Genomic DNA, 24,284 nt, shown 5'->3' on the forward strand with positions numbered 1-24,284 from the left:
ACGGGTCGCCAGCGTGTTAACGGCGACGACGAAAAAATCCACCGGCCCGCGGCCGGTGGATTGGATGCTTTGTGACAGTTCTGAGAACCGCCGACGGCTGTCAGTACGGCTGATACGGCAGTTGCGACCGCCGCCCGTAATAGCCGCGGTAACCATAGTACGGTCCGCCGCCGTAATAGACCGGGCCGCCGCCATAGTAGACGGGACCACCGTAGTAACCCGGGCCGCCATAGTAGCCGTAGGAGTCGTAATAGTCGCGGCGGCTCTGGGCTGCGGCGATCGCGAGACCCGTGCCGACGATCCCGGCGAACGCAGCCGCAGCCGCGGCGCCACCGCCGCCATAGTAGCGACGGCGGGCACTGATGTCGGTCGCGCCGCTCGTGCCTTGTGACGTCGTCACAGCAGTCGCCTTACCTGTATGAGCAGAGCCTGCGAACGCTATCGTCGGCTCAACGGCCGTCAACGCCACCGCGGCAACCGTTGCCAATGTGGCTGCGCGGCCAATGGACGAAAAAACACCTTTTCGCGCAAACATTGCGGTCATCCTTTGTGGAAGCCGGCCCGACGGGCCTTGGTTAGCTAACCCACTGCCTCCAGATTAGGTTCCCCAAACCGAATGCAAGCTGAACGACCTGAGGTGAAAACATGGCAAGCCGAAGCCTGGCAGTCATCGACCGTTCACCTTGCCTGGGGCAAAATGCCTGCAAATAACGCTTGAAATTGACGCTTGCTCTGGCGCATTCGATGTCATGAAGCAGGCGCGCCGGCGCGGCACTTTGTCTCGCCTCCCGGATGTCATGATGCAGGTAAGTCGGACCACCGTTCTCCGCTTGATACTGGCCGGCATGATCGGCCTCGCGGGGGGCGTGTGGCCGGCGTTGACGCCGCTGCGCGCCAGCGATCTGCCACCGCCGCTCACCATCCAGTTCACGCTCGACCGTCCGCTTGATGCCGCCGCGGCGCCATTCGTGATGGCGTCGACCGGCGGCCTGTTCAGCGCCGAGGGCCTCAGCGTCGGCACCAACGTCGCGACCAGCTCGGCGGATGCCATCGCGCGCGTCGCCGACGGCTCGAGCGATTTCGCCCTCGTCGACATCAACTCGCTGATCCGCTTTCGCGACAAGCCTGGTGCTGCGCCCGTCAAGGCGGTGTTCGTGCTGTTCAACCAGGCGCCTTATGCGATCATCGCGCGCAAGAGCCGCGGCATCAGGACGCTGACCGACATGCAGGACAAGAGCCTCGGCGTCGCCGAGGGCGACCTCTCGATCCGGCTGTGGCCCGCGGTCGCGAAGCAGAACGGCATCAAGCTGTCGAGCGTCAAGCAGAGCACGATCAGCGCCGCGGTGCGCGAGCCGATGCTCTCCGCCGGCCAGGTCGATGCCGTCACCGGCTTCTCGTATCTCTCGGCGATCAATTTGCGCGATCGCGGCGTGCCCGCCGACGATCTCGCGGTGCTGCGCTTCGCCGACTATGGCTGCGAGGCCTACGGCTTTGCCGTGATCGTCAGCCCGCGCCTTGCCGCCGCGAAGCCGGATGCGGTGAAGGGATTCGTGCGCGCGGCGATCGGCGGCACCAACCTCGCGGTCAAGGATCCGGCCCGCGCCGCCGGCGAGGTCGCGAGCCGGATGGATGGCGGCTCGCGTGATCTGGAGCTGGAGCGGCTGAACGCCATCATCCGCGACAACATCCTGACCAGCGAGGTGAAGCGCGACGGCATCGGCGGCATCGAAGCGGAGCGCTTCGAGCGCTCGGTCGACCAGCTCGCGGAGGACTTCAAATTCCAGAAGCGGCCGCACGCCGCCGACATCTTCGACGAGGCTTTTCTGCCGCCGATCGACGGCCGCCTGGTGAATTGAGAGCATGCGAAGCGGCACCAAATGTTCAGCGTCGTCCTGGCGAAAGCCAGGACCCATTACCCCAGCCGTTTGTTGTTGCGCGACGCTGGGGCCACTATCCCGCTCCCAATCAAATTCGTTGGCTATGGGTCCTGGCTTTCGCCAGGACGACGGCGTAGGGAGCCGGTCGCCACAATCACCGTCACCCTGAGCATGACGCGCTGTCACCGCTGGCCCTGCATCGCGAACCCTGATTAAATTGCATTCCCGCCTGATCGGGCGCCCACCGCTGACGAGTGCCGCCGGCATGTCCATGCTTCGCCTCTATACCCGCGTCCTCGAACTGCTCGGCAAGGAGGCGCGGCTCGGCTGGATCCTGGCCATCGCCAACGTGCTGCTCGCCGGCGCGCAATTCGCCGAGCCCGTGCTGTTCGGCAAGATCGTCGACGTGCTGTCGGGCCGGCCGGTCACCGGGCTGTTCGCGACCTCCTCGGCATGGCCGCTGCTCGTCGCCTGGGCGGCGTTCGGGCTCTTCACCATCGCGTGCAGCGCGCTCGTGGCCTTGCAAGCCGACCGGCTCTCGCACCGCCAGCGTCAGGCGGTACTGACGAGCTATTTCGAGCATATCCTGCAGCTGCCGTTGACCTTCCATTCCGGCACCCATTCCGGCCGGCTGATGAAGGTGATGCTCAACGGCACGGACGCGCTGTGGCGGCTCTGGCTCGGCTTCTTCCGCGAGCATTTTGCCGCGATCCTCTCGGTCGTGGTGCTGCTGCCGCTGTCGCTCTACCTGAACTGGCGGCTGGCGATTCTGCTGTTCGTGCTCTGCATCGTCTTCACCGCGCTGACTACGCTGGTGGTGCGCAAGACCTACGGCATGCAGAGCGAGGTCGAGGCCTATTACAGCGATCTCTCCGCGCGCGCCTCCGACGCGCTCGGCAACGTCGCGCTGGTGCAGAGTTTCGTGCGTGTCGAATCCGAGGTGAAGGGGCTGCGCTCCGTCGCCGACGAGCTGCTGGCCGCGCAGATGCCGGTGCTGTCGTGGTGGGCGCTGGTCACCGTGATCACACGCGCTTCCACCACCATCACGGTGCTCGCTATCTTCACCTTCGGTATCGCCCTGCACGACCAGGGGCTCACCTCGGTCGGCGAAATCGTGATGTTCGTGAGCTTCGCGACGATGCTGATCCAGAAGCTCGAGCAGGTCGTGAGCTTCATCAACAACGTGTTCATGGAAGCCCCGCGCCTGCGCGAGTTCTTCAATGTGCTCGACGCCGTGCCCGCCGTGCACGACCGGCCCGACGCAATCGATGCCGGCCGGCTGTCGGGCCTCGTCGAGTTCAACGACGTCACGTTCTCCTATGACGGCAAGCGGCCGGCGATCGAAGACCTCACCTTCACCGCCCTGCCCGGCCAGACCATTGCGCTGGTCGGCCCGACCGGCGCCGGCAAGTCGACCGCGATTGCGCTGCTGCATCGTGCCTTCGATCCGCAGTCCGGCGTCATCAAGATCGACGGCATGGACGTGCGCGGCGTCACGCTGACCTCGCTGCGGCGAAACATCGGCGTGGTGTTCCAGGAAGCGCTGCTGTTCAACCGCTCGATCGCCGATAATTTGCGCGTCGGCAAGCCGGACGCGACAGAGGCCGAGATGCGCAAGGCGGCGGAGCGCGCGCAGGCGCTCGCGTTCATCGAGCGCAGCGGCGGCTTCGAGACCAATGCCGGCGAACGCGGCCGCATGCTCTCGGGCGGCGAGCGCCAACGCCTGTCCATCGCCCGTGCGCTGCTGAAGGATCCGCCGATCCTGATCCTGGACGAAGCCACCAGCGCGCTCGATGCCGTCACCGAGGCCAAGGTGAATGCCGCTCTCGACGAAGTGATGAAGGGCCGAACCACCTTCGTGATCGCCCACCGCCTTTCGACCATCCGCAACGCCACGCGGATCCTGGTGTTCGAGAATGGGCGCGTGATCGAAAGCGGAACTTTCGATGAACTCGTGGCCAAAGGCGGCCATTTCGCCGAGCTCGCCAAGGCCCAGTTCATGGTTCAGGAACAGGCGCGCGCCGGCATCGAGACACCATAATTCCCGCCTTTCCAATTGAGGCGGCTGCCGAAATTCAGCCGATTTCGTCCACGATATAATTCCCCGGCCTCTGTTCTCTGCTGGCAAGCCGGTATAGGGTTTGCATCGCCGCAATGCGGCGCCGGACACGCTTGAAACCCGTACGTCACAATCGCAAGACCTCCTTATTTCAAGGCGGGTCTCAAAGGACCGGAACCGGATTCGTGCACCTTCCTCGCCCGTCATTGAAATGGATTCTGGCCGTCGCGATGCTCGCCATCGCCACGCCGCAAATGGCGCAAGCCGAGGCGCTGCTGGTTGTCGAAGCCGATTCCGGCAAGGTGCTGCAGGCGGACAACGCGACCATTCCCTGGTATCCGGCCTCCGTCACCAAGATCATGACCGCCTATGTCACGCTGAAGGCGGTCAAGGACGGCAGGCTGACGCTCGACACGCTGCTCACGGTGTCGCCGACGGCGGCCTCGCAGTCGCCCTCGAAGATGGGCTTCCGCCCGGGAACGCAGCTCACCGTCGACAACGCGCTGAAGATGATGATGGTCAAGTCGGCGAACGACATGGCCGTGGTGCTCGCCGAAGGCGTCGGCGGCTCGATCGACGGCTTCTCCGCGATCATGAACGACACCGCGAAGAAGCTCGGCATGACGCAGACGAGCTACGTCAATCCGAACGGCCTGCCCGCCGACGGCCAGATCACGTCCGCGCGCGATCTCGGAATCCTGGCGCGCGCCTTCCTGCGCGACCTGCCAGAATACGAGTACTTCGTACACATCCCGGCGATCCGCTTCGGCAAACGCGTCACCGGCAATTTCAACAAGCTGATCGGCCGCTATCCCGGCGCCGACGGTTTCAAGACCGGCTTCATCTGCGCCTCCGGGTACAACCTGGTGGCCTCGGCCACGCGCAACGGCCGCCGGCTGATCGCGGTGGTGCTCGGCGCCACCTCGGGCCGCATGCGCGCGATCCGCGCCGCGCAGCTCCTGGACCGCGGCTTTGCCAATAACGGGCTGGCGTGGCTGCGGCCCTCGCTCGGCACGGTCGACAATCTCGTGCCGGTCGACGCCTCGCCGCCGAACCTGCGCGACGAGATGTGCGGGCCCCACCGCAAGCGGCCGGCCAGTGACGACGACGCAGAAGACACCGTCGCCAGCGCCGGAAGCTCCAGCACCAATGGCGACGGCGGCGTCAGCTTCTTCGCCTCGGGCCTGCAGGCTGCGATGCCGACCAAGCCGGCCGACATGCTGGCGCAGCCGGCCGCGGCCTCCGAGCCGGTCGTGGTTTATACGGGGCCGACCAAGACCGGTGCTGCGTTGATCGCCGCGGTCGAGGCCGACACCGAGAAGATGCAGCCGGTCAAGCGTGCCAAGGGCAAGCACAGCCGCGTCGCGGGCAAGAAGCCCGATGCGGCCGATGACGCGAAGGCCGACGCCAAGGGCGCCTCCAAGTCGGACAGCAAGCCGGCGGCCAAGCCCGTCCGTCACGCCAACGCCAAGCCGGATGCCGCAGCTGCGAAGACCGCCGCGGACAAGCCCGCCGCCGCAAAGCCCGCCGGCAAGCCGGCGGCGGCAAAGCCGGCTGCCAAGCCCAAGACCGCGGCCGACAAACCCAAGGCTGCCGACAAGCCGAAAGCCGACGCCAAGCCGGCCGGCTAGCACAGCGCCCGCCCGTCATTTCCTCCAATGCGTCGATAACGCGCAGCGGCTTGCCATTGGCCGCGGCATCGCTCAATACTGCCTGAAATAACGCGGCCAAAGGTCGGAAAACCCGGAAGCAATCCGGGACATCAGCCAAATTTGAGAGAGGGGATTGACCATCATGGAGCGCATCTGGCTCAAGCAATATCCGCCCGGCGTGCCCGCCGATATCGAGCCGACACAATATGCATCGCTGGTCGACCTTCTGGAGGAGAGCTTCACCAAGTTCGCCGACCGCAAGGCGTTCATCTGCATGGACAAGTCGATCAGCTATCGCGACCTCGACCAGATGTCGACGGCGCTCGGCGCCTACCTGCAGAGCAAGGGCCTGCAGAAGGGCGCGCGGGTCGCGCTCATGATGCCGAACGTACTGCAGTACCCCGTCGCGACCGCCGCCGTGCTGCGCGCCGGATACACGGTCGTGAACGTCAACCCGCTTTACACCCCGCGAGAGCTCGAGCACCAGCTCAAGGATTCCGGCGCCGAAGCCATCATCGTGCTGGAGAACTTTGCCACCACCGTACAGAAGGTACTTCCCAATACCGCGGTGAAGCACGTCATCGTCGCCAGCATGGGCGACCTGCTCGGCTTCAAGGGGATCATCGTCAATCTCGTCGTCCGCCGGGTCAAGAAGATGGTACCGGCCTGGTCGCTGCCGGGGGCGGTGGCCTTCAACGACGCGCTCTCGGCCGGCCGCGCCGCCAAGCTCAACAAACCGACGCTGACGCTCGATGACGTCGCGTTCCTGCAATATACCGGCGGCACCACCGGTGTCTCCAAGGGCGCGACGCTGCTCCATCGCAACATCGTCGCCAACGTCCTGCAGAACGACGCCTGGCTCCAGCCGGCGCTCGCCGCGCCGCCGCATGTCGACCAGCTCATGATCGTCTGCGCGCTGCCGCTCTATCACATCTTCGCGCTGACGGCCTGCTACCTGCTCGCGGTGCGCGCCGGCGGCTGCAATCTCCTGATCCCCAACCCGCGCGACATTCCCGGCTTCATCAAGGAGCTGGCGAAATACCAGGTCAACTTCTTCCCGGCGGTCAACACCCTCTACAATGGCCTGCTGAACACGCCCGGATTCGACAAGCTCGACTTCTCCAAGCTGAAGATCTCCAACGGCGGCGGCATGGCGACGCAAAGGCCGGTCGCCGAGAAATGGTTGAAGGTCACGGGCATCTCGTTGTCGGAAGGCTATGGCCTGTCGGAGACGTCGCCGACCTTGACATGCAATCCTGCCACGATCGAGGAGTTCTCCGGGACGATCGGCCTTCCGGTCCCCTCGACCTGGATCTCGATCCGCGACGACGACGGCAACGAGGTCCCGCTCGGGCAGCCCGGCGAGATCTGCGCCAAGGGCCCGCAGGTGATGTCGGGCTACTGGAACAGGCCGGAAGACACCGCGAAGGTCATGACGGCGGACGGTTATTTCCGCACCGGCGACATCGGCATCATGGACGAGAAGGGCTACACCAAGATCGTCGACCGCAAGAAGGACATGATCCTGGTCTCCGGCTTCAACGTCTATCCCAACGAGGTCGAGGAAGTGATCGCGAGCCATCCGGGCGTGCTCGAATGCGCCGTGATCGGCATGCCCGATTCCAAATCGGGTGAGGCGGTGAAGGCCTTCGTGGTCAAGAAGGACCCGAACCTCACGCCCGAGGCGATCGTCACGTTCTGTCACGAGCAGCTCACCGGCTACAAGGTGCCCAAGCACATCGAGTTCAGGACCGACCTGCCGAAGACCAATGTCGGCAAGATCTTGCGCCGGCAGCTCCGCGACGAGCAAAAGGCCGAGGCTTAAGGCGTGAGTGGACTGACGTTCGATGTCTGACGCAAGCCTCGCGACGCCGGCTGACGTGCTTGGCTTCTGGCGGAATGCCGGCCGCGACCGCTGGTACAAGCACGACGACGCCTTCGATGCCGAAATCCGCAGCCGCTTCCTCGCCACCTGGCAGAAGGCGGCTGCCGGCGAATTGTCGTCATGGGAGGCGAGCGATGAGGGCGCGCTGGCGCTGACCATCGTGCTCGACCAGTTTCCGCGAAACCTGTTTCGAGGCGACGCCAGGACCTTTTCAAGCGATGCGCTGGCGCGTGAAGTGGCAAGGCGCGCCATCGACCGCGGCGTCGATGCGCGGACCGACCCCGTGCTGCGCGAATTCCTCTATCTGCCGTTCGAGCATTCGGAGGACCTCGACGACCAGCAGCGCTGCGTGACGCTGTTCGGGCAATATGACTGCCATCCCGACAACCTGAAATACGCCGAGGACCACGCCGACATCATCCGCCGGTTCGGCCGCTTCCCGCACCGGAATCGCGTGCTGGGCCGGCAGACCACGGCCGAGGAGCAGGACTTTCTCGACGCCGGCGGTTTTTCCGGCTGATGACGGAACGGTGACCAGAGTCTTTTTCCGTTCCGATTGAATCGGAACGGGGCTCTAGATTCTTGTTTTGACGCGTTTTCTTCACGCGAACCGGTATCCGCTTCGCTCGAAAATGCTCTCACCTCCGGCATTGCCGTTCTCGCAGCAGGCCGTATTGTGCCGTCCAATCGCCGGGTTTAAGACAGTTCCGCTTCACCGAGGGAGAACAACGATGACGATCAATGTTGGCGACAAGCTGCCGGAAGCCAAATTCCGCGTGATGACGGCGGAAGGCCCGCAGGTGAAGACCACCGACGACATCTTCAAGGGCAAGAAGGTGGCGCTGTTCGCGGTGCCCGGCGCCTATACCGGCACCTGCCACAAGATGCATCTGCCGAGCATCTTCCTCAACGCCTATGCCATCAAGGACAAGGGCGTCGACACCATCGCCATCATCTCCGTCAACGACGCCTTCGTCATGAACGCCTGGAAGCGCGACACCGACCAGCGCGACGAGGCCGTCTTCCTCGCAGATGGCAATGCCGAGTTCACCAAGGCGATCGGCATGGAGCTCGACGCCTCCGCCAACGGCCTCGGCATCCGCTCCAAGCGCTATTCGATGCTGGTCGAGGACGGCGTGGTCAAGAAGCTCAACCTCGAGGCGATGCCCGGCAAGGTCGAGGTCTCCGGCGGCGATACGCTGCTCGGGCAGCTCTGAGTTTTCGCCGCATACTTTGCTGTCGTCGCCCGGCTCGACCGGGCGACGACGGTACGCCGCGGCGTCTCGGTTCAATCGCTACCGCCTCTGGAATACTGGATCGCCCGCCTTCGCGGGCGATGACAGTTATGGGCATGGCGATGGCCGCGGATCGCGGCTTCGTAGGATGGGTAGAGCGCAGCGAAACCCATTGCCTTCGTACCGTGCGTTGAGATGATGGGTTTCGCTTCGCTCTACCCATCCTACCCAGCCAACAAGCGGCGCGCCTAACTCTTCAACCTCGCCATCGCCACGCCTTCGCGCGCCAGGAAATCGGCGCGCTCGTTCTCCGGGTGCCCGGCGTGGCCCTTGACCCAATGCCAGCGGACCTCGTGCTGCTTCAGCGCGGCATCCAGGCGCTGCCACAGCTCTACATTCTTCACCGGCTTCTTGTCGGCGGTGCGCCAGCCGTTGCGCTTCCAGCCGAAGATCCAGCCCGTGATGCCCTGCCGGACATACTGACTGTCGGTGTAGAGATCGACCGTGCACGGCTTCTTCAGCGCCTCGAGCGCGGAGATCGCCGCCATCAGCTCCATCTGATTGTTGGTGGTATGTCGCTCGCCGCCGTTCAGCTCTTTTTCCTTGTCGCCAAACCTCAGGATCGCGCCCCAGCCGCCCGGCCCGGGATTTCCCGAGCAGGCGCCGTCGGTGAAAACAGTCACATGCGGCTTTTCGCTCACGCCGCGCACCCGGCCGGCGTGATGCCGTAGTCGTTGATAGCAGCGACGCTCTGGTGGAAGCGCAGCTTGCGGAAATATTCCAGGGGATCCTTCGGCCTGACCAGCGCGCCCGGCGGCACGTTGAGCCAGTCGACCAGCCGCGTCAGCAGGAAGCGGATCGCGGCGCCGCGCGCCAGCAGCGGCAGCGCCGCCTCTTCGGTCTCGGAGAGCTTGCGCACCCGGCCATAGGCGTTGAGAAAAGCGCGCGCCTTGGTGACGTTGAAGGAGTGATCCGGCTCGAAGCACCAGGCGTTGAGGCAGATCGCGACGTCATAGGCCAGCATGTCGTTGCAGGCGAAGGTGAAGTCGATGATGCCCGAGAGCTTGTCGCCGAGGAAGAAGACGTTGTCGTTGAAGAGGTCGGCGTGGATCACGCCCTCCGGCAGATTGGTCGGCCAGGCGGCTTCGAGATGATCGAGCTCGCGCGCGATGAAATCGTGCAAGCCCGGCTGCACGCTGTCGGCCCGTGCGGCGGCGAGATCGAACAGCGGCCGCCAGCCGGCGACCGACAGCGGGTTGTTGCGGACCAGCGGAAAATCGCGGCCGGCAACGTGCATTTTGGCCAGCGCCTCGCCGACGCCGGAGCAATGCGCCACGTTCGGCCGCCGCGGCCACACGCCCTCGAGGAAGTTGATGATCGCGGCGGGCCGGCCGGCGAGCCGGCTAGTGACCTCGCCCTTGCGGTTGCGCGCCGGCTGCGGGCACGACACACCGTGCTCGGCCAGATGCGTCATCAGCGCGAGGAAGAACGGCAGATCGTTCTTCGCCACGCGCTTTTCGTAGAGCGTGAGAATGAACGAGCCCTTGCTGGTGTGCAGCAGGAAGTTGGAATTCTCGACGCCCTCGGCGATGCCCTTGTAGGAGAGCAATTCGCCGAGATCGTATTGTTTCAGGAAATCCGCAAGCTCGTCGGCGGCGACGTCGGTGTAGACCGCCATAAAGGTCTACTCGGCGGCAGCTTCGGGGCGCACCGAGCGCGGCAGCGGGAAGAACTCGTTCTCCTCCGCGGCCGAGACCGTCTCCACATGCAGCGTGTAGCGCTCGGCGAAGGCGTCCATGATCTCCTCGACGATCACTTCAGGCGCGGAGGCGCCCGCCGTGATGCCGAGACTGGCGATGTCGCCGAACCTGGTCCAGTCGATGTCGGTGGCGCGCTGCGCCAGCACCGCGATCTTGCAGCCCTCGCGCTCGGCGACCTCGCGCAGGCGCTGCGAGTTCGACGAATTCGGCGCACCGACCACGATCAGGGCGTCCACCACCGGCGCCACCTTCTTCACCGCGAGCTGGCGGTTGGTGGTGGCGTAGCAGATGTCTTCCTTGTGCGGGCCGTTGATGTTCGGGAAGCGCTCCTTGAGCAGCGCCACGATCTCCGCGGTATCGTCGATCGACAGCGTGGTCTGGGTCACGAAGGCGAGGTTGTTGGGGTCCTTCGGCGTGATCGTCTTGGCGTCCTCGGCGGTCTCGATCAGGGTCACGGCACCGGGCGGAAGCTGGCCGAGCGTGCCGACCACCTCGGGATGGTGGGAGTGGCCGATCAGGAAAATCTCGCGGCCGCGCTTGAAATGGATCGCGGCCTCGCGGTGGACCTTGGTCACCAGTGGGCAGGTCGCATCCAGCGAGAACAGATTGCGGGACTGGGCGTCGGCCGGAACCGATTTCGGCACGCCGTGCGCCGAGAACACCACCGGAGCGTTGGTATCGTCGGGGATTTCGGCCAATTCCTCGACGAAAATGGCGCCTTTGGTCTTCAGGCTGTCGACCACATACTTGTTATGGACGATTTCGTGCCGGACATAGACCGGCGCACCGTAGATGGTGAGGGCACGTTCGACCGTGTCGATGGCACGGACCACCCCGGCACAAAAGCCGCGGGGGGAACAAAGCACGATTTTAAGATCGGGTTTTTTGGCTGACATCGGGCTGTCTCGGGGCAATCTCGGGACCGAATAACCCCTCGCCAGGCAGGCGGGGAACGGCCAATTTGAGTAAGGACTTGGGACTGCTTTCGGGCGCTGTCAAGGCGATTTTGCTGGCCCATTGCGCCATTCCCCCCGGAGGGCTTATATAGACCCTATAATTCCCTGTCATCGCTGATGACCACCGGTTTCGCCTCCAGAGGGGTGGGCGAAGCACAAAGGAGATTTGCCATGAGCAACGCACCTCTGATGCCCAAGGCGACCGCCGTCTGGCTGCTCGACAACACCGCGCTGACCTTCGACCAGGTCGCCGATTTCACCAAGATGCATCCCCTCGAGGTGCGCGCGATCGCGGACGGCGACGCCGCCCAGGGCATCAAGGGCATGGATCCGCTCTCCAACGGCCAGCTGACCCGCGAGGAAATCGAGCGCGGCGAGCGCGACCAGAACTACCGCCTCAAGCTTCAGGAGAGCAAAGTGGTGCTGCCCTCCGCCGCCAAGAAGAAGGGGCCGCGCTACACCCCTGTCTCGCGCCGCCACGAACGTCCGAGCGCGATCCTCTGGCTGCTGCGCAACCATCCGGAACTCAAGGACGCCCAGATCATGCGCCTGGTCGGCACCACCAAGAGCACGATCGCGAGCGTGCGCGACCGTACCCACTGGAACACGTCGGCGCTGACCCCGATCGACCCCGTCACCCTCGGCCTGTGCTCGCAGATCGAGCTCGATTTCGAGGTGCAGCGCGCTGCCAAGGAAAAGCCGATCGATGCAACCTATGGCGGCGCGACCCTGCTGCCGGCCTCCGAGACCACCCGCAAGGACGAGTTGGACGACCAGCCGATCGAACGCCACGACGACCTCAATGTCGACGCCGTGTTCGCCAAGCTGAAGACGCTCGGCGGCAAGAAGCACGAAGACGAGGAGGAGTAAGCGCGGCTCGCACAACTCGAAGCGCAGAACACGAAACGCGGCAGCGCAACCTGCCGCGTTTTTGCTTGGAAGCGCATGCGATGGGCGTGACGGCGGCCGTCGGCGCGGCTCAATGCCGGTCGGGGTTGTTCATCATGTATTCGCCGAGATCGCGCTGCCTTCGATCGGTGCGGGCTTCGGCGTTCTGGCGCTGCACGTCGCGGTTCTTGCGGCAAGCGACATAATCAGGCGAGCCGACCGCCACCTTGCCGCCGGCCTGGCAGTACTGATCGTCGTCCCCCATGCTCTCCGCGATCGGCGATCGGCCGCGCTCGAGACAGCCTGCAAGCAGCGGCAGGGCGAGCAGCAAGGCAAGAGGCGCGCGTGCGGAAATCGATCGCATCCGAGGGTCCGTATCTCGTGGCATATGACAGGGAGGCCGGGATGACCCGGCAATCCATCAAAATCAAGGCCGTTTTGCTTCCCAATGCGGAAGACTTGTTCCACAGGTGCCGACCTCAGGCGCGGGAGGTGCCAGCACTCCCTCGCCCCGCTCTTGCGGGGTCGAGACGAGCGAAGCTCGCTCTTAGAGAGTTGGGGTGAGGGGCCGCCTCCGCAGAATGAATGCAGCGAGCGTGCGGAGCCTTCCCCTCACCCGGATCGCATTGCCATGCGATCCGGCCTCTCCCCGCAAGCGGGGCGAGGCAACAAGAGCTACGCCCTCCCCTTCAGCGCCTCCCCGATCTCCTCGAGCGCCTTGGGATCCTCGATGGTCGCCGGCATGGTCCAGGATTCGCCGTCGGCGATTTTCTTGATGGTACCGCGCAGGATCTTTCCGGAACGCGTCTTGGGCAGGCGGCCGACGGTGATGGCGAGCTTGAAGGCGGCAACCGGGCCGAGCTTGTCGCGCACCAATGCGATGATCTCCTTCTCGATCTCGGCCGGCGGGCGCTTCACGCCCGCTTTCAGCACCAGGAAGCCGCAGGGCACCTCGCCCTTGATCGCGTCCTTGACGCCGAGCACGGCGCATTCGGCGACATCGGGATGCGAGGCCAGGATCTCCTCCATGCCGCCGGTGGAGAGCCGATGGCCGGCGACGTTGATGATGTCGTCGGTGCGGCCCATGACGAAGACATAGCCGTCCTCGTCCTTGTAGCCGGCATCAGAGGTTTTGTAATAGCCGGGGAATTCGCTGAGATAGGCGTCCTTGAAGCGCCCGTCCTGATTCCACAGCGTCGGCAGACAGCCCGGCGGCATCGGCAGCTTGATGACGATCGAGCCCATGGTGTTGGGGCCGACCGGCTTTGCCGCTTCATCGACGACATCGACCTGGTAGCCCGGCATCGGCACCGTCGGCGAGCCGTGCTTCACGGGCAGCATGCCGAGCCCGACCGGATTGCCGGCGATGCACCAGCCTGTCTCGGTCTGCCACCAATGGTCGATCACCGGCACCTTCAGCTGCTGCTCCGCCCACTCCACCGTCGGCGGATCGGCGCGCTCGCCGGCGAGGAACAGCGTGCGGAATTTGGAGAGGTCGTACTGCCGGATGAATTTTCCCTCCGGATCCTCCTTGCGGATCGCACGGAATGCCGTCGGAGCGGTGAAGAAGGCCACCGCCTTGTGCTCGGAGATCACGCGCCAGAACGCGCCGGCATCGGGCGTGCCGACGGGCTTGCCCTCGTACATGATCGTGGTCGCGCCATGAAACAGCGGGCCGTAGACGATGTAGCTGTGGCCGACCACCCAGCCGATGTCGGAACCGCACCACCAGACCTCGCCCGGCTTGACGCCATAGAGGTTGAACATCGACCATTTCACCGCGACGAGATGCCCGCCATTGTCGCGCACGACGCCCTTCGGCACGCCGGTCGTGCCCGAGGTGTAGAGGATGTAGAGCGGATCGGTCGCGGCGACAGGCACGCAGGGCGCGGCCTTGCCGGCGTCGAACGCGGCGCGGCGCAGCGTCGCCCAGTCATGATCGCGGCCCGCGGTGAGCTCGCAAGCCTGCTGCGGCCGCTGCAGGATGATGCAGCTCTCGGGCTTGCTGCCGGCGAGCCTGATCGCCTCGTCGAGCAGCGGCTTGTAATGCACGATACGGCCGGGCTCGATGCCGCAGCTCGCGGAGAGGATCAGCTTCGGCTGCGCGTCGTCGATGCGGGTGGCGAGCTCTTTCGCCGCAAAGCCGCCGAACACGACCGAGTGCACCGCGCCGATCCGCGCGCAGGCGAGCATCGCGACGACAGCCTCCGGCACCATCGGCATATAGAGGATGACGCGATCGCCCTTCGCCACGCCGAAATCCTGCATCACCGCGGCCAGCGTCTGCACCTCCTCCAACAATTCGGAATAGGTGAATTTGGTGATCGTGCCCGTGAGCGGCGAATCGTGGATCAGCGCGACCTGGCGGGCGCGGCCGCCGGCGACATGGCGATCCAGCGCGTTGTAGCAGGTGTTGACCACGGCGCCGGCGAACCAGCGCCCATAGGCGCCCACAGAGGGATCGAAGATCTTCTTGGCCGGCTCGATCCAGTCGATCTCGCGCGCCGCTTCGGCCCAAAAGTTCTCGGGGTCCCGGAGCGAGCGGGCATACACCTCATGATACCGGCTCTGCTGGATATTCATCGCGTTTCTCCCTCGCGCGGTCGCGCGTCATTTGCCGACCATTGTCACGGGAAGTGGCGCCGTTTCAAGCCGAAATGACCGCGACCTTCGGCCGGGTCCGGCTAGTAGCCGTCGACGCCGTTGATCCGCTGCAGCCGCTCGCGCATCGCCTTTTCCAGGTCGTAGCCGGGCTTGCCGAAGTCGGCATTGCGGCGGGCGATGAACTGATCCTGCGCGCGCTGCAGCTCGCGCGCCTGGCGCGGATTCTGCGCCTCGCGTACGGTGCGGAACGTCGATGCGACGATCTCGCGATCGAGATCGGCAAGCGTGGGATTGGCGCAGATCGCCTTCTCAACCGGCCGGTGTGCCTTGCGGCAATCGAAGCTCGGCTTGCCGGCGACCGCCATCATGGCGCCGATCCGCTCCAGCTCCAGTGACAGCGATTTGTAGTTGGCCCTGGCGGCGGCGTGATTGGGGTCGAGCTTGACGGCAGCACCGAAATCCAGGATCGCCTTCGGCCGGTCGCCCTTGCGGCGCCACAGCTCGCCGCGCGCATTATGCGCATCTGCAAGCGACGGATCGAGCTTGAGCGCGGTGTCGTAGTCTGCGATCGCGCGGTCGATCGACTGCTTGCGGTCATAGGCGCCTGCCCGCGCCATCAGCGCCTTGACGCGATCGGGCCGCGCCGCCTTCTCATTGTCGATCAGCGCGCCGCAGACATCGATGGTCTTGTCGTCATCGGCGGCCGCTGCCGCCGCGATGCAGGGGCCGGCATTGGCCTGCACATCCTCGCCCGGCTCGCTGCCGGTGGCGCGCGCAACGCCCGTCATCAGCGCGCCCGACAGGCCGACGCAGACCAGCATCGCGGCCAGATTTGCAGGTTTGCATCGCATCCCGATTGCCGACAAATCGTCCCTCTCCCGCGCCCGAACCGCCGGCTTCCGATGTCCGGCAGCGCGCCATTTGCCGCAAAACCACACGCTGGATTATACGTCAATTGCGACGATCGGCTGCATCGGGGGTTCGGCTTGCTCACATTCGAATGGATCATCGGGCTGTTGCTTGCGGCGGTGGCGTTGTCAGCGCTGGCACGGCGGATCAAGGTACCCTACCCGACCTTCCTGGCGCTCGGCGGCGTGCTGCTGACCCTGCTGCCGTGGGCCCCGACCTGGGCGCTGGAACCGAAACTGGCGCTGGCACTGTTCGTCGCGCCGGTGCTGCTCGATGCCGCGTTCGACACCTCGCTGCGCGATCTCCGCAACAACTGGCTGCCGGTCTCGACGCTGGTGGTGGTCGCGGTCGGCGTCACCACGACGGCGGTCGCCGTGGTCGCACATTGGCTGCGCCCGGACATGCCCTGGGCCGCCGCGGTCGCGCTCGGCGCGATCGTCGCGCCGCCGGATGCGGCCGCTGCCGTCGCGATCCTGAGCCAGGTGAAGCTGCCCCACCGCATGGTGAAGGTGCTGGAGGGCGAGAGCCTGCTCAACGACGCCAGCGCGCTTCTGATCTATCGCATCGCGGTCGGCCTCGTCGCTGCCGAGCACATGAAGATCCGCGAGTTCGTGCCATCCATCACGATTGCGCTGGTCGGCAGCCTCGCCGCCGGCTTCCTGTTCGCGCAGGTCTGGATGATGATTACGCGTCGCATCACCGAGGCGCCGAGCGCGATCATCACGCAGTTCGGCGGCACTTTCATGGTGTGGATCATTGCCGAGCATCTCGGCCTCTCCGGCATCCTCACCATCGTGGTCTATGCCATCGCGATCGCGCGCACGGCGCCGGCACGCATGCCGGCGCGGCTGCGGGTGCCGTCCTATGCGGTCTGGGAGACGATGGTGTTCGTGCTCAACGTGCTCGCCTTCATGCTGATCGGCATGCAGATGCGGCCGATCTGGTCCGGACTCGACGACGAGGTGCGGTGGAAATATTGCAGCTTTGCCGCCGCGATCCTCGCCGTCGTGATCCTCGCCCGCATACTCTGGGTGATGCCCTACGGCGCGCTGCTGCGCACGCTGAAGGCGCGCAACCTGCTGCCCGCCCACGTGGTGGACGCCGTGCCGACCCTGAAGCGCGGCTTCATCGTATCCTGGTGCGGAATGCGCGGCATCGTCACGCTGGCGGCGGCGTTTGCGCTGCCTGAATGGTTTCCGTATCGCGATCTGATCCTGCTGACGGCGTTTGCCGTGGTGCTCGGTTCGCTCGTGATCCAGGGGCTGACGCTGCGGCCGTTGATCCTGGCGTTGAATTTCGCTGACGACGATCCGGTCGGACGCGAGGCGGCCCATGCCCGTGGTGTGGTGTTTCGCGCCGCGCTCGACGAGATCGACGCCGACCCGTCGGAGGAGGCCGAGATCCTGCGGCTCGAATATCGCGCCGTGCTGCTGCGCGCGGAGAATGATCCCGATGGCGGCCTGACCTCACGCGAGCTGCCGTCGGATCCGCTGCGCCGCCGCGCCATCGCCGCGGCGCGTCAGGCATTGCTCAATCTGCGCCGCACCGAGGCGATCGGCGACGACGCATTCCATCTGGTCGAGGAAGAGCTCGACCGCGCCGAGCTCAGCGTGGAGGCGTAGCGCCGGGCCGCAATATCCTTTGAACCATCACAGGGTTTGTCAGACCTAACATCATGACAATCCTCATTGATCGCAATTCCCCGCGCGCCGCGGCGAAAGTCGAGGCGAAGTTCTTCTATTTCTATATGGCGCTGTCCTGCATGGCGGTCGCCTTTCTCGGCTTTGCCCCGACCTATTGGATGCCGATGGCGAGAGGCTCGCTGTCATCGCCTCCCGTAGTGCACCTGCATGGGCTGCTGTTCTTCGCCTGGACACTCTATTTCGTGTTCCAGAGCTGGCTTGCCGCCTCGGGGCGGATTGCACGGCATCGCAGCGTCGGATTGATCGGCATCTCGCTGGCGACCGCGATGACCATGATGGGCATCGTGGCCTCGATCAGCGTCATGAAGCGTTCGGCTGCGATCGGACAGCTCAGCGAGGGCCTTGCGTTTGCCATCGTTCCGCTCAGCGGCATCCTGTTCTTCGCCGTCGTGTTCGCGCTCGCGATCATCTGCCTGCGCGACCGCGAGACCCACAAGCGCCTGATGCTGCTGGCGGCGGTCTCGATCCTCGATGCCGCGATCGCGCGCTGGTTCCTGACCTTCCTCGCCCCTCCCGGACCGGTTGGGCCGCCTCCGGTCCCGGTCACGATCGCACCGGCCCTCGTCGCCTATCTGCTGCTGGTCGTGGCGATCGTGTTCGACTGGCGCACCCGCGGCCGCCCGCACCCGGTCTATATCTATGGCGGGCTGGCACTGGTCGCGGTGAAGCTGTTGAACTGGCCGATCAGCACCTCGGCGGCCTGGCATTCCGTTGCTGGCGGCATCCTGGCGCTGGCGCAATAGCCTCCTTCACGTGCCTGACTTCGAGGTGATCCCGCCGTCGACCACGAGCTCGATTCCCGTCACGTATTTCGACTCGTCCGAGGCCAGGAACAGCGCGGCGTTGGCGACGTCGAAGGCATCGCCCATGTGGCCCATCGGCACCTGCGCATCGCGCGCGCGCCACATCGCTTCCACGTCGCCCTTGGCGTAGCTGGCGGCAAGCCCCGCTGAATGCTCGACCATCGGCGTCTTCATCAAACCCGGCAGGATCGCGTTGACGCGGACGTGCTTCGAGGCGAACTCGACCGCGGTCGAGCGCGTCATCTGGTTCATCGCGGCCTTGCTCGCGTTGTAGCTGACATAGGAAATGCCGACATGGCGGATCGAGGCGATCGAGGAGATGTTGATGATCGAACCGCCGCCCTGCTTCACCATGACGGGGATGACGTGCTTCATGGCGAGATAGGCGCTCTTGAGGTTGACGCTGAAGACGCGGTCCCAGCTGTCCTCGCTCACCTCGACCACGCTGCCCATCTCGGCGATGCCGACATTGTTGTCGAGCACGTCGATGCGGCCATAGGCCTTCAGGCACGCCGCGACCATCGCCTCGATCTCACCGGCGCGCGAGACATCGGCGGTGAATGCGACAGCCTTGCCGCCTTCGCCGGTGATGATGCCGACGGTCTCCTCGGCCGCAGCGCCATTGCGATCGACGCAAAACACCTGCGCGCCCTCGCGCGCGAAGGTCACCGCGGTCGCCTTGCCATTGCCCCAGCCGGGGCCAATCGAGCCGGCGCCCACCACCATCGCAACCTTGCCCTTGAGCCTATCCATCGCCTGTTCTCCCTTGTCATTGTAGCCCGGATGGAGCGAAGCGTAATCCGGGGCCACTGTTCCCGGATTGCGCTTCGCTCCATCCGGGCTACGGATCGTTGCAAGCACTCATCGTCGTGACATTAGCACCGATCGGATGCCCGAAAATCTCCGATAACGTCTGGCAGTGTCCCTCCTGGCACAGGTGCCATTCGCCCGCGGCGCCGGAATTGCCGAGCACGACCTCTTGCATCGGCGCCCGCTTCGGCTGCCATTGAAACCAGCCATCGACGAGCCGCGCCTCGGGCGGCGGCTCCATGCCGGGGCCGGTGCCCTTGACGCGGGCCTGTTGCAGCGTGAGCCCGGCCGGCGTGACCAGCCAGTCCTCCTGCCAGGCGCTCTTCTCGATCGAATGCGTCCAGGCGAGCGTGAAGGCCGCGATCGACAGCGCCTTCACGACTCCCGCGGAAGCGAGGCAGAGGCTCAAGCCGCCGCTACCGCATTGCGCGGACGCTGCCGCCATTGCCACAGCACGACAGCGGCGGCGAGTGTGAAGCCCGCCGTATCCGAGAACGGGAATTCGCCGAGCAGGCAGAACGCAGCGCCGAGCGCGACCAGGCGCTCGATCAGCGTCAGCCGCGTGAACAGGAAGCCGATCGCAACCATGCCGAACAGGCCGATCGCCACCAGCGCCTTGGTGGCGGCCAGCGCCACAGCGCCGTAGAAGCCGAGCTTGGCCGCCATGGGATCGCCCGTCTGCAACAGCAGCGCCGGCGAATAGACGAAGATGAAGGGGATGACATAGCCGGCGAGCGCGATGCGCATCGCCTCCCAGCCGATCTTGTCCGGGTTCTCCTTGGCGATCGGTGCCGCCGCCAGCGCGGCGAGCGCCACCGGCGGCGAAAGGTCGGCCATGATGCCGTAATAGAACGCGAACATGTGGCTCGCGATCAGCGGCACGCCGAGCTTGGCGAGCGCCGGCGCGGCGAGCGCGGCGGTGATGATGTAGGTCGGGATGGTCGGGATGCCGGTGCCGAGCAGGATCGACAGCAGCATGGTCATGACCAGCGCCAGGAACAGGCTCTTCTCGCCGAGCCCGATCACCCAGCCGCCGAATATGGTGCCGACGCCAGTCTGCGACATCATGCCGATGATGACGCCGACGATGGCGCAGGCCATGCCGACGGTGATGGCGGATTTGGCGCTCTCGGCCAGCGCATCGCGGCAGGCTCTCAGCGTGGCGCGGCCGCCGCGGGTGATCGCCGCGATGACGATCAAACCGGCCACGACGCTTGCGACCGGCACGATCTGGAGACCGTCACGCGACAGCGCGGCGACGACGAGCGCGAGTCCGATCCAGAAGATGTAGCGCACGACGGTGTTGGAGAAGCCGAGCGTGATGCTGGCACCGAGGATCAGCGCGACCGTGAGCGCGAGGCCCATGCTGCCGGCATAGAGCGGCGTGAAGCCCTCGAACAGCATGTAGACCAGGGCAGCGAGCGGCAGCACGAGATACCAGCGCGTCACCAGCGCCTTCCAGGCGCTCGGAATTTCCGAGCGCTTCATGCCGACGAGGCCGTGCTTGCCAGCTTCCAGATGCACCATCCAGAAGGCCGACGCGAAATAGAGGATCGCAGGGATCGCCGCCGCCTTGACGATCTCCGAGTACTGGACGCCGAGCGTCTCGGCCATGATGAAGGCGACCGCGCCCATCACCGGCGGCATGATCTGTCCGCCCATCGACGCCGTCGCCTCGACGCCGGCGGCGAAGGCGCGGCGGTAACCGAACCTGATCATCAAGGGAATCGTGAACTGGCCGACGGTGACGACATTGGCGACGCCCGAGCCGGAGATCGTGCCCATCATGCCCGAGGCGAACACCGCGACCTTGGCAGGTCCGCCGCGGGTGCGGCCGAACAGGCCGAGCGAGACGTCGGTGAAGAGCTGGATCATGCCGGCACGCTCCAGGAACGAGCCGAACAGGATGAACAGGAAGATGTAGGTCGCCGACACGTAGATCGGCACGCCGTAGAATCCTTCAGTGCCGAACGACAGATGCGTGACGATCTGGTCGAAATCATAGCCGCGATGGTTGAGCGGCGACGGCAGGTACTGGCCGAAGAACCAATAGAGCAGGCACGCGCCGCACATCAGCGGCAGCGCCGCGCCCATCAGGCGCCGCGTGCCCTCGAAGATCAGCACCGCGAGCAGAGTGCCGACCACGAGATCGAGGTCGGATCGCCGTCGCGCGCGATCAGGTCGGCGTAGAAGATCCACTGGTAGAGGCCGCAGAGGAAGCCGGCGCCGCCGATCACCCAGCCGAACGCACGGCCGAAATTGCTCTTCGCAGTGAAGTTCGCGATCAGGCCGAAGGTGAGCAGAACGAGGAAGCCGACATGAACGCCGCGCACCACCTGGCTCGGCAGATAGTTGAAAGCGGCGACATAGAGCTGGAACACCGCAAAGGCGAGACCGATGGCGTAAGCCAGATGCCCCCAGGCGCCCGGGCCGAAGCCTTCCGGGAAGCCATGCTCGAAATTATCGAACTCGACCTTGATGGGCTGCTCGCCCTCAACCTGCTGCTGCATCGAATTTAAGTCCCCCGCCGTGCCAACGGCGCTTATAGCGCCCCACCGCACGTCATGCGCGGGCTCGACCCGCGCATCCATCGAAAAATCAACGTCTTTGGAAAGATGGATGGCCGGGTCGTCCCCGATCAAGTCGGGGACGGGCGCCGGCCATGACACCCTCGAAGCGTAACTGGCCTTACTTGAGCAGCCCTTTTTCCTTGTAATAGCGGATCGCGCCGGGGTGCAGCGGAACCGGGCTGCCATTGGCTGCGGTCTCGAGCTTGATCTCCTTGCCAGCCGCGTGCGCGTTGACGAGTTCTGGCAGCGACTCGTAGACCAGCTTGGTCATCTGATAGGCGAGATCGTCCGATACCGCACTCGAGGTCACGAGGTAGTTCACGACCGCGGCAGTCGGCACGTCCTTGTCCTGACCGGTATAGGTCTTGGCCGGAATGATCGCCGAGACGAAGGGAGGGCCGATCTTGTCGACGGCTTCCTTCGGCACCGACACCACCGTGATCGGGCTCGACGTCGACAGGTCCTTCAGCGAGGCAACGCCGAGCCCGGCCGATTGCAGCGTGGCGCTGAGCTGCCGGTTCTTCATGAGATCGACCGATTCGGCGAAGGGCAGATACTCGACCTTGCCGAGATCCTTGTAGCTCATGCCGGCGGCCGCGAGGATCGCACGCGAGTTCAGCTCCGTGCCGGACTTGGGCGCGCCAACCGACAGGCTCTTGCCCTTGAGGTCGGCGAGCGTCTTGATGCCACTATCGGCGGTCGCGACGATCTGGATGTAGTTCGGGTAGATCGCGCCGATGGTCCGGAGCTTGTCGAGCTTGGTCTTGAAGCCCGCCTCCTCCTCGCCGTCCCAGGCCGCTTTCAGCGAATCGCCCAGCGTGAACGCCAGCTCGCCGCGCCCCTGCTGCAGCAGGATCAGATTCTCGACCGACGCCTTGGTGGCCTGCACCTGCGTCTTCACGTTCGGAATCTTGTCGCCGTAGATCTTTCCGATTGCGACGCCGAGCGGATAGTAGACGCCCGAGGTGCCGCCGGTCAGCACGTTGATGAACTGCTCGGCCTGCGCGACAGGCGCGGACAAAACGTTGGCTGCCACCATCGCGGCAGCCATCAACTTGGAATTCATGAGTATTATTCTCCCCTTAAGCCGGCCGGAAATTGGCCGGACACCCCCGCCGGGTCAACCCATCCAAATGACGCATGCGCGGCGAAAATCCCCACTGGCAACACTACCTTACCTGCGCGGGAACTCGCCGCCTGCGGGCGGGTTAAGATGCGCAATCTCGCCGCGAGGTATGACTTGCAGCCATCCGGGACGACCGTTGGGCGGGCGCTCGATGCGTTGAACTTCTCCCTCGCCGACGTGCGGGACGGGCTCGGCCCCTATCTGGCTATCTACCTCCTGACCGAACGGCAGTGGGACGAGGCCTCGATCGGCTCGGTGATGTCGATCGCGGCCATCGCCGGAATCATCGCCCAGACCCCGGCCGGCGCCCTGATCGACCGCAGCCGCGCCAAGCGCGGATTGATGATCGCCGCCGCCATTGCCGTGACCGCCGCGTGCCTCCTGCTGCCACAGCTCGACCGGTTTGAACTGGTTGCCGCGACCCAGGCGCTGGCGGCCGCCGCCGGTTCGGTGTTCGCGCCGGCGATCGCCGCGGTGACGCTTGGCATTGTCGGACCCAAGACCTTCGCGGCGCGAACCGGCCGCAACGAAGCCTTCAATCACGCCGGCAACGCGGTGGCCGCCGCGATCGCCGGCGGCACCGCCTACTGGTTCGGTCCAGTGGTGGTGTTCTGGCTGCTCGCGGCAATGGCCCTCGCCAGCATTGCCGCGACGCTGTCGATCCCACCCGCCGCCATCGATCACCAGGTTGCGCGCGGCCTCGACGATATCGTCGAAGGGCACCGCACAGCGCATGACCGGCCATCCGGCTTTCGCGTGCTGCTGACCAGCAAGCCGCTGCTGATCTTCGCGGTGTCGACCGTGATCTTTCACTTTGCCAATGCGGCAATGCTGCCGCTGGTCGGGCAGAAGCTCGCACTGGTCAATCGCAACCTCGGAACATCGCTGATGTCGGTCTGCATCATCGCGGCGCAGGTGGTGATGGTGCCGGTCGCCATGCTGGTCGGACGCAAGGCAAACGTCTGGGGCCGCAAGCCGATCTTCGCGATCGCGCTCGCGGTGCTGGCGATCCGTGGCGCACTCTATCCGTTGTCGGACAATCCATACTGGCTGGTGTCGGTGCAATTGCTCGACGGCATCGGCGCCGGAATATTCGGGGCGTTGTTCCCGCTCGTGGTTGCCGATCTCACGGACGGTACCGGGCATTTCAATGTCAGCCAGGGCGCGATCGCCACGGCAACCAGCCTCGGCGGAGCGCTGAGCATGGTTGTCGCTGGATTCATTGTTGTCCACGCCGGTTACAGCGCCGCATTCCTGCTCCTTGCAGCCGTCGCTTGCGCCGGGTTGATCGGCTACTGCACGTTGATGCCGGAGACGTTGCGAGCGGCAGCGGCAACGTCACGCACATCTGCATTGGCGTCAGAAAACGGATGATCTGATTCGCGGTCGCGCTCGATGAGTCGCCCAGCGTGATGCGATCCGATGTCCGACAATGACGCAGTTGCGC

General features: G+C 65.1%; 20 protein-coding genes and 1 pseudogene. 10 read left to right on the forward strand and 11 right to left on the reverse strand.

Going from position 1 to position 24,284, the window contains the following annotated elements:
- Positions 1 to 100: 100 nt before the first annotated feature.
- Positions 101 to 535 carry a hypothetical protein gene (locus RX327_RS35670; protein ID WP_028334773.1) on the reverse strand — a complete coding sequence of 145 codons (435 nt, stop codon included), beginning with the start codon at positions 533 to 535 and terminating at the stop codon, positions 101 to 103.
- A gap of 265 nt (positions 536 to 800) precedes the next feature.
- On the opposite strand from RX327_RS35670, the gene RX327_RS35675 reads away from it, so the two are divergent.
- The 6 genes from RX327_RS35675 (at position 801) to RX327_RS35700 (ending at position 8,690) form a co-directional block, all read left to right on the forward strand.
- On the forward strand, positions 801 to 1,856 hold the full coding sequence (locus RX327_RS35675; RefSeq protein WP_050387298.1) for an ABC transporter substrate-binding protein: 1,056 nt from the start codon (positions 801 to 803) through the stop codon (positions 1,854 to 1,856).
- A 286-nt stretch (positions 1,857 to 2,142) separates the two neighbouring features.
- The gene (locus RX327_RS35680; RefSeq protein WP_317248675.1) at positions 2,143 to 3,918 is read left to right on the forward strand and encodes a glucan ABC transporter ATP-binding protein/ permease; all 1,776 of its coding nucleotides are present in this window, start codon (positions 2,143 to 2,145) and stop codon (positions 3,916 to 3,918) included.
- Between the two features lie 203 nt (positions 3,919 to 4,121).
- Complete coding sequence (locus RX327_RS35685; RefSeq protein WP_410712118.1) at positions 4,122 to 5,567, forward strand: D-alanyl-D-alanine carboxypeptidase family protein; 1,446 nt, start codon at positions 4,122 to 4,124, stop codon at positions 5,565 to 5,567.
- A gap of 163 nt (positions 5,568 to 5,730) precedes the next feature.
- A complete protein-coding gene (locus RX327_RS35690) occupies positions 5,731 to 7,413 on the forward strand; it encodes a long-chain fatty acid--CoA ligase (protein ID WP_317248676.1) in 1,683 nt (560 codons plus the stop codon).
- Positions 7,414 to 7,435: 22 nt separating this feature from the next.
- Positions 7,436 to 7,993, forward strand: a complete 558-nt coding sequence (locus RX327_RS35695) for a DUF924 family protein (RefSeq protein WP_050387245.1) — start codon at positions 7,436 to 7,438, stop codon at positions 7,991 to 7,993.
- 211 nt (positions 7,994 to 8,204) lie between these two features.
- A complete protein-coding gene (locus RX327_RS35700; RefSeq protein ID WP_317248677.1) occupies positions 8,205 to 8,690 on the forward strand; it encodes a peroxiredoxin in 486 nt (161 codons plus the stop codon).
- 266 nt (positions 8,691 to 8,956) lie between these two features.
- Here the strand turns inward: RX327_RS35700 and rnhA are convergent, their stop codons facing one another.
- The 3 genes from rnhA to ispH are packed head-to-tail and all read right to left on the reverse strand — an operon-like array spanning position 8,957 to position 11,364.
- A complete protein-coding gene (gene rnhA, locus RX327_RS35705; RefSeq protein ID WP_317248678.1) occupies positions 8,957 to 9,409 on the reverse strand; it encodes a ribonuclease HI in 453 nt (150 codons plus the stop codon).
- Positions 9,406 to 10,386, reverse strand: coding sequence for a homoserine kinase (locus tag RX327_RS35710; protein ID WP_317248679.1), 981 nt, complete (start codon positions 10,384 to 10,386; stop codon positions 9,406 to 9,408). The genes rnhA and RX327_RS35710 overlap by 4 nt, the downstream gene beginning before the upstream one ends.
- A 6-nt stretch (positions 10,387 to 10,392) precedes the next feature.
- A complete protein-coding gene (gene ispH / locus RX327_RS35715; protein ID WP_317248680.1) occupies positions 10,393 to 11,364 on the reverse strand; it encodes a 4-hydroxy-3-methylbut-2-enyl diphosphate reductase in 972 nt (323 codons plus the stop codon).
- Between the two features lie 231 nt (positions 11,365 to 11,595).
- Between ispH and RX327_RS35720 the strand changes: the two genes are divergently transcribed.
- On the forward strand, positions 11,596 to 12,294 hold the full coding sequence (locus tag RX327_RS35720; RefSeq protein ID WP_317248681.1) for a DUF1013 domain-containing protein: 699 nt from the start codon (positions 11,596 to 11,598) through the stop codon (positions 12,292 to 12,294).
- A gap of 109 nt (positions 12,295 to 12,403) precedes the next feature.
- Here RX327_RS35720 and RX327_RS35725 read toward each other — a convergent pair whose 3' ends face one another.
- The 3 genes from RX327_RS35725 to RX327_RS35735 form a co-directional block, all read right to left on the reverse strand.
- Complete coding sequence (locus RX327_RS35725) at positions 12,404 to 12,676, reverse strand: hypothetical protein (RefSeq protein ID WP_075969207.1); 273 nt, start codon at positions 12,674 to 12,676, stop codon at positions 12,404 to 12,406.
- A gap of 311 nt (positions 12,677 to 12,987) precedes the next feature.
- Positions 12,988 to 14,895 (reverse strand): propionyl-CoA synthetase, encoded by a 1,908-nt coding sequence (locus RX327_RS35730; RefSeq protein WP_317248682.1) that lies wholly within the window; start codon positions 14,893 to 14,895, stop codon positions 12,988 to 12,990.
- A gap of 101 nt (positions 14,896 to 14,996) precedes the next feature.
- Complete coding sequence (locus RX327_RS35735) at positions 14,997 to 15,767, reverse strand: tetratricopeptide repeat protein (protein WP_317248683.1); 771 nt, start codon at positions 15,765 to 15,767, stop codon at positions 14,997 to 14,999.
- 135 nt (positions 15,768 to 15,902) lie between these two features.
- On the opposite strand from RX327_RS35735, the gene RX327_RS35740 reads away from it, so the two are divergent.
- Complete coding sequence (locus RX327_RS35740) at positions 15,903 to 17,447, forward strand: sodium:proton antiporter (RefSeq protein ID WP_317248684.1); 1,545 nt, start codon at positions 15,903 to 15,905, stop codon at positions 17,445 to 17,447.
- 53 nt (positions 17,448 to 17,500) lie between these two features.
- Positions 17,501 to 18,271 carry a hypothetical protein gene (locus RX327_RS35745; RefSeq protein ID WP_317248685.1) on the forward strand — a complete coding sequence of 257 codons (771 nt, stop codon included), beginning with the start codon at positions 17,501 to 17,503 and terminating at the stop codon, positions 18,269 to 18,271.
- Between the two features lie 6 nt (positions 18,272 to 18,277).
- On the opposite strand, the gene RX327_RS35750 is transcribed toward RX327_RS35745, so the two are convergent.
- The 4 genes and pseudogenes from RX327_RS35750 to RX327_RS35765 form a co-directional block, all read right to left on the reverse strand.
- Positions 18,278 to 19,084 (reverse strand): glucose 1-dehydrogenase, encoded by an 807-nt coding sequence (locus RX327_RS35750; RefSeq protein ID WP_317248686.1) that lies wholly within the window; start codon positions 19,082 to 19,084, stop codon positions 18,278 to 18,280.
- Positions 19,085 to 19,172: 88 nt separating this feature from the next.
- The gene (locus RX327_RS35755) at positions 19,173 to 19,586 is read right to left on the reverse strand and encodes a DUF1850 domain-containing protein (RefSeq protein WP_317248687.1); all 414 of its coding nucleotides are present in this window, start codon (positions 19,584 to 19,586) and stop codon (positions 19,173 to 19,175) included.
- Positions 19,547 to 21,651: pseudogene (locus RX327_RS35760) on the reverse strand (TRAP transporter permease). Before RX327_RS35760 ends, RX327_RS35755 begins: the two are co-directional and overlap by 40 nt.
- A gap of 178 nt (positions 21,652 to 21,829) precedes the next feature.
- Positions 21,830 to 22,777 carry a TAXI family TRAP transporter solute-binding subunit gene (locus RX327_RS35765; RefSeq protein ID WP_317248688.1) on the reverse strand — a complete coding sequence of 316 codons (948 nt, stop codon included), beginning with the start codon at positions 22,775 to 22,777 and terminating at the stop codon, positions 21,830 to 21,832.
- A 147-nt stretch (positions 22,778 to 22,924) separates the two neighbouring features.
- Here RX327_RS35765 and RX327_RS35770 point away from each other — a divergent pair, with 147 nt between their 5' ends.
- Positions 22,925 to 24,211 (forward strand): MFS transporter, encoded by a 1,287-nt coding sequence (locus RX327_RS35770; RefSeq protein WP_050387238.1) that lies wholly within the window; start codon positions 22,925 to 22,927, stop codon positions 24,209 to 24,211.
- Positions 24,212 to 24,284: the final 73 nt, after the last annotated feature.

Origin of the sequence: Bradyrhizobium sp. BEA-2-5, assembly GCF_032918025.1 — a bacterium.
In the GTDB taxonomy this organism is placed as follows: Bacteria; Pseudomonadota; Alphaproteobacteria; order Rhizobiales; family Xanthobacteraceae; genus Bradyrhizobium; species Bradyrhizobium pachyrhizi.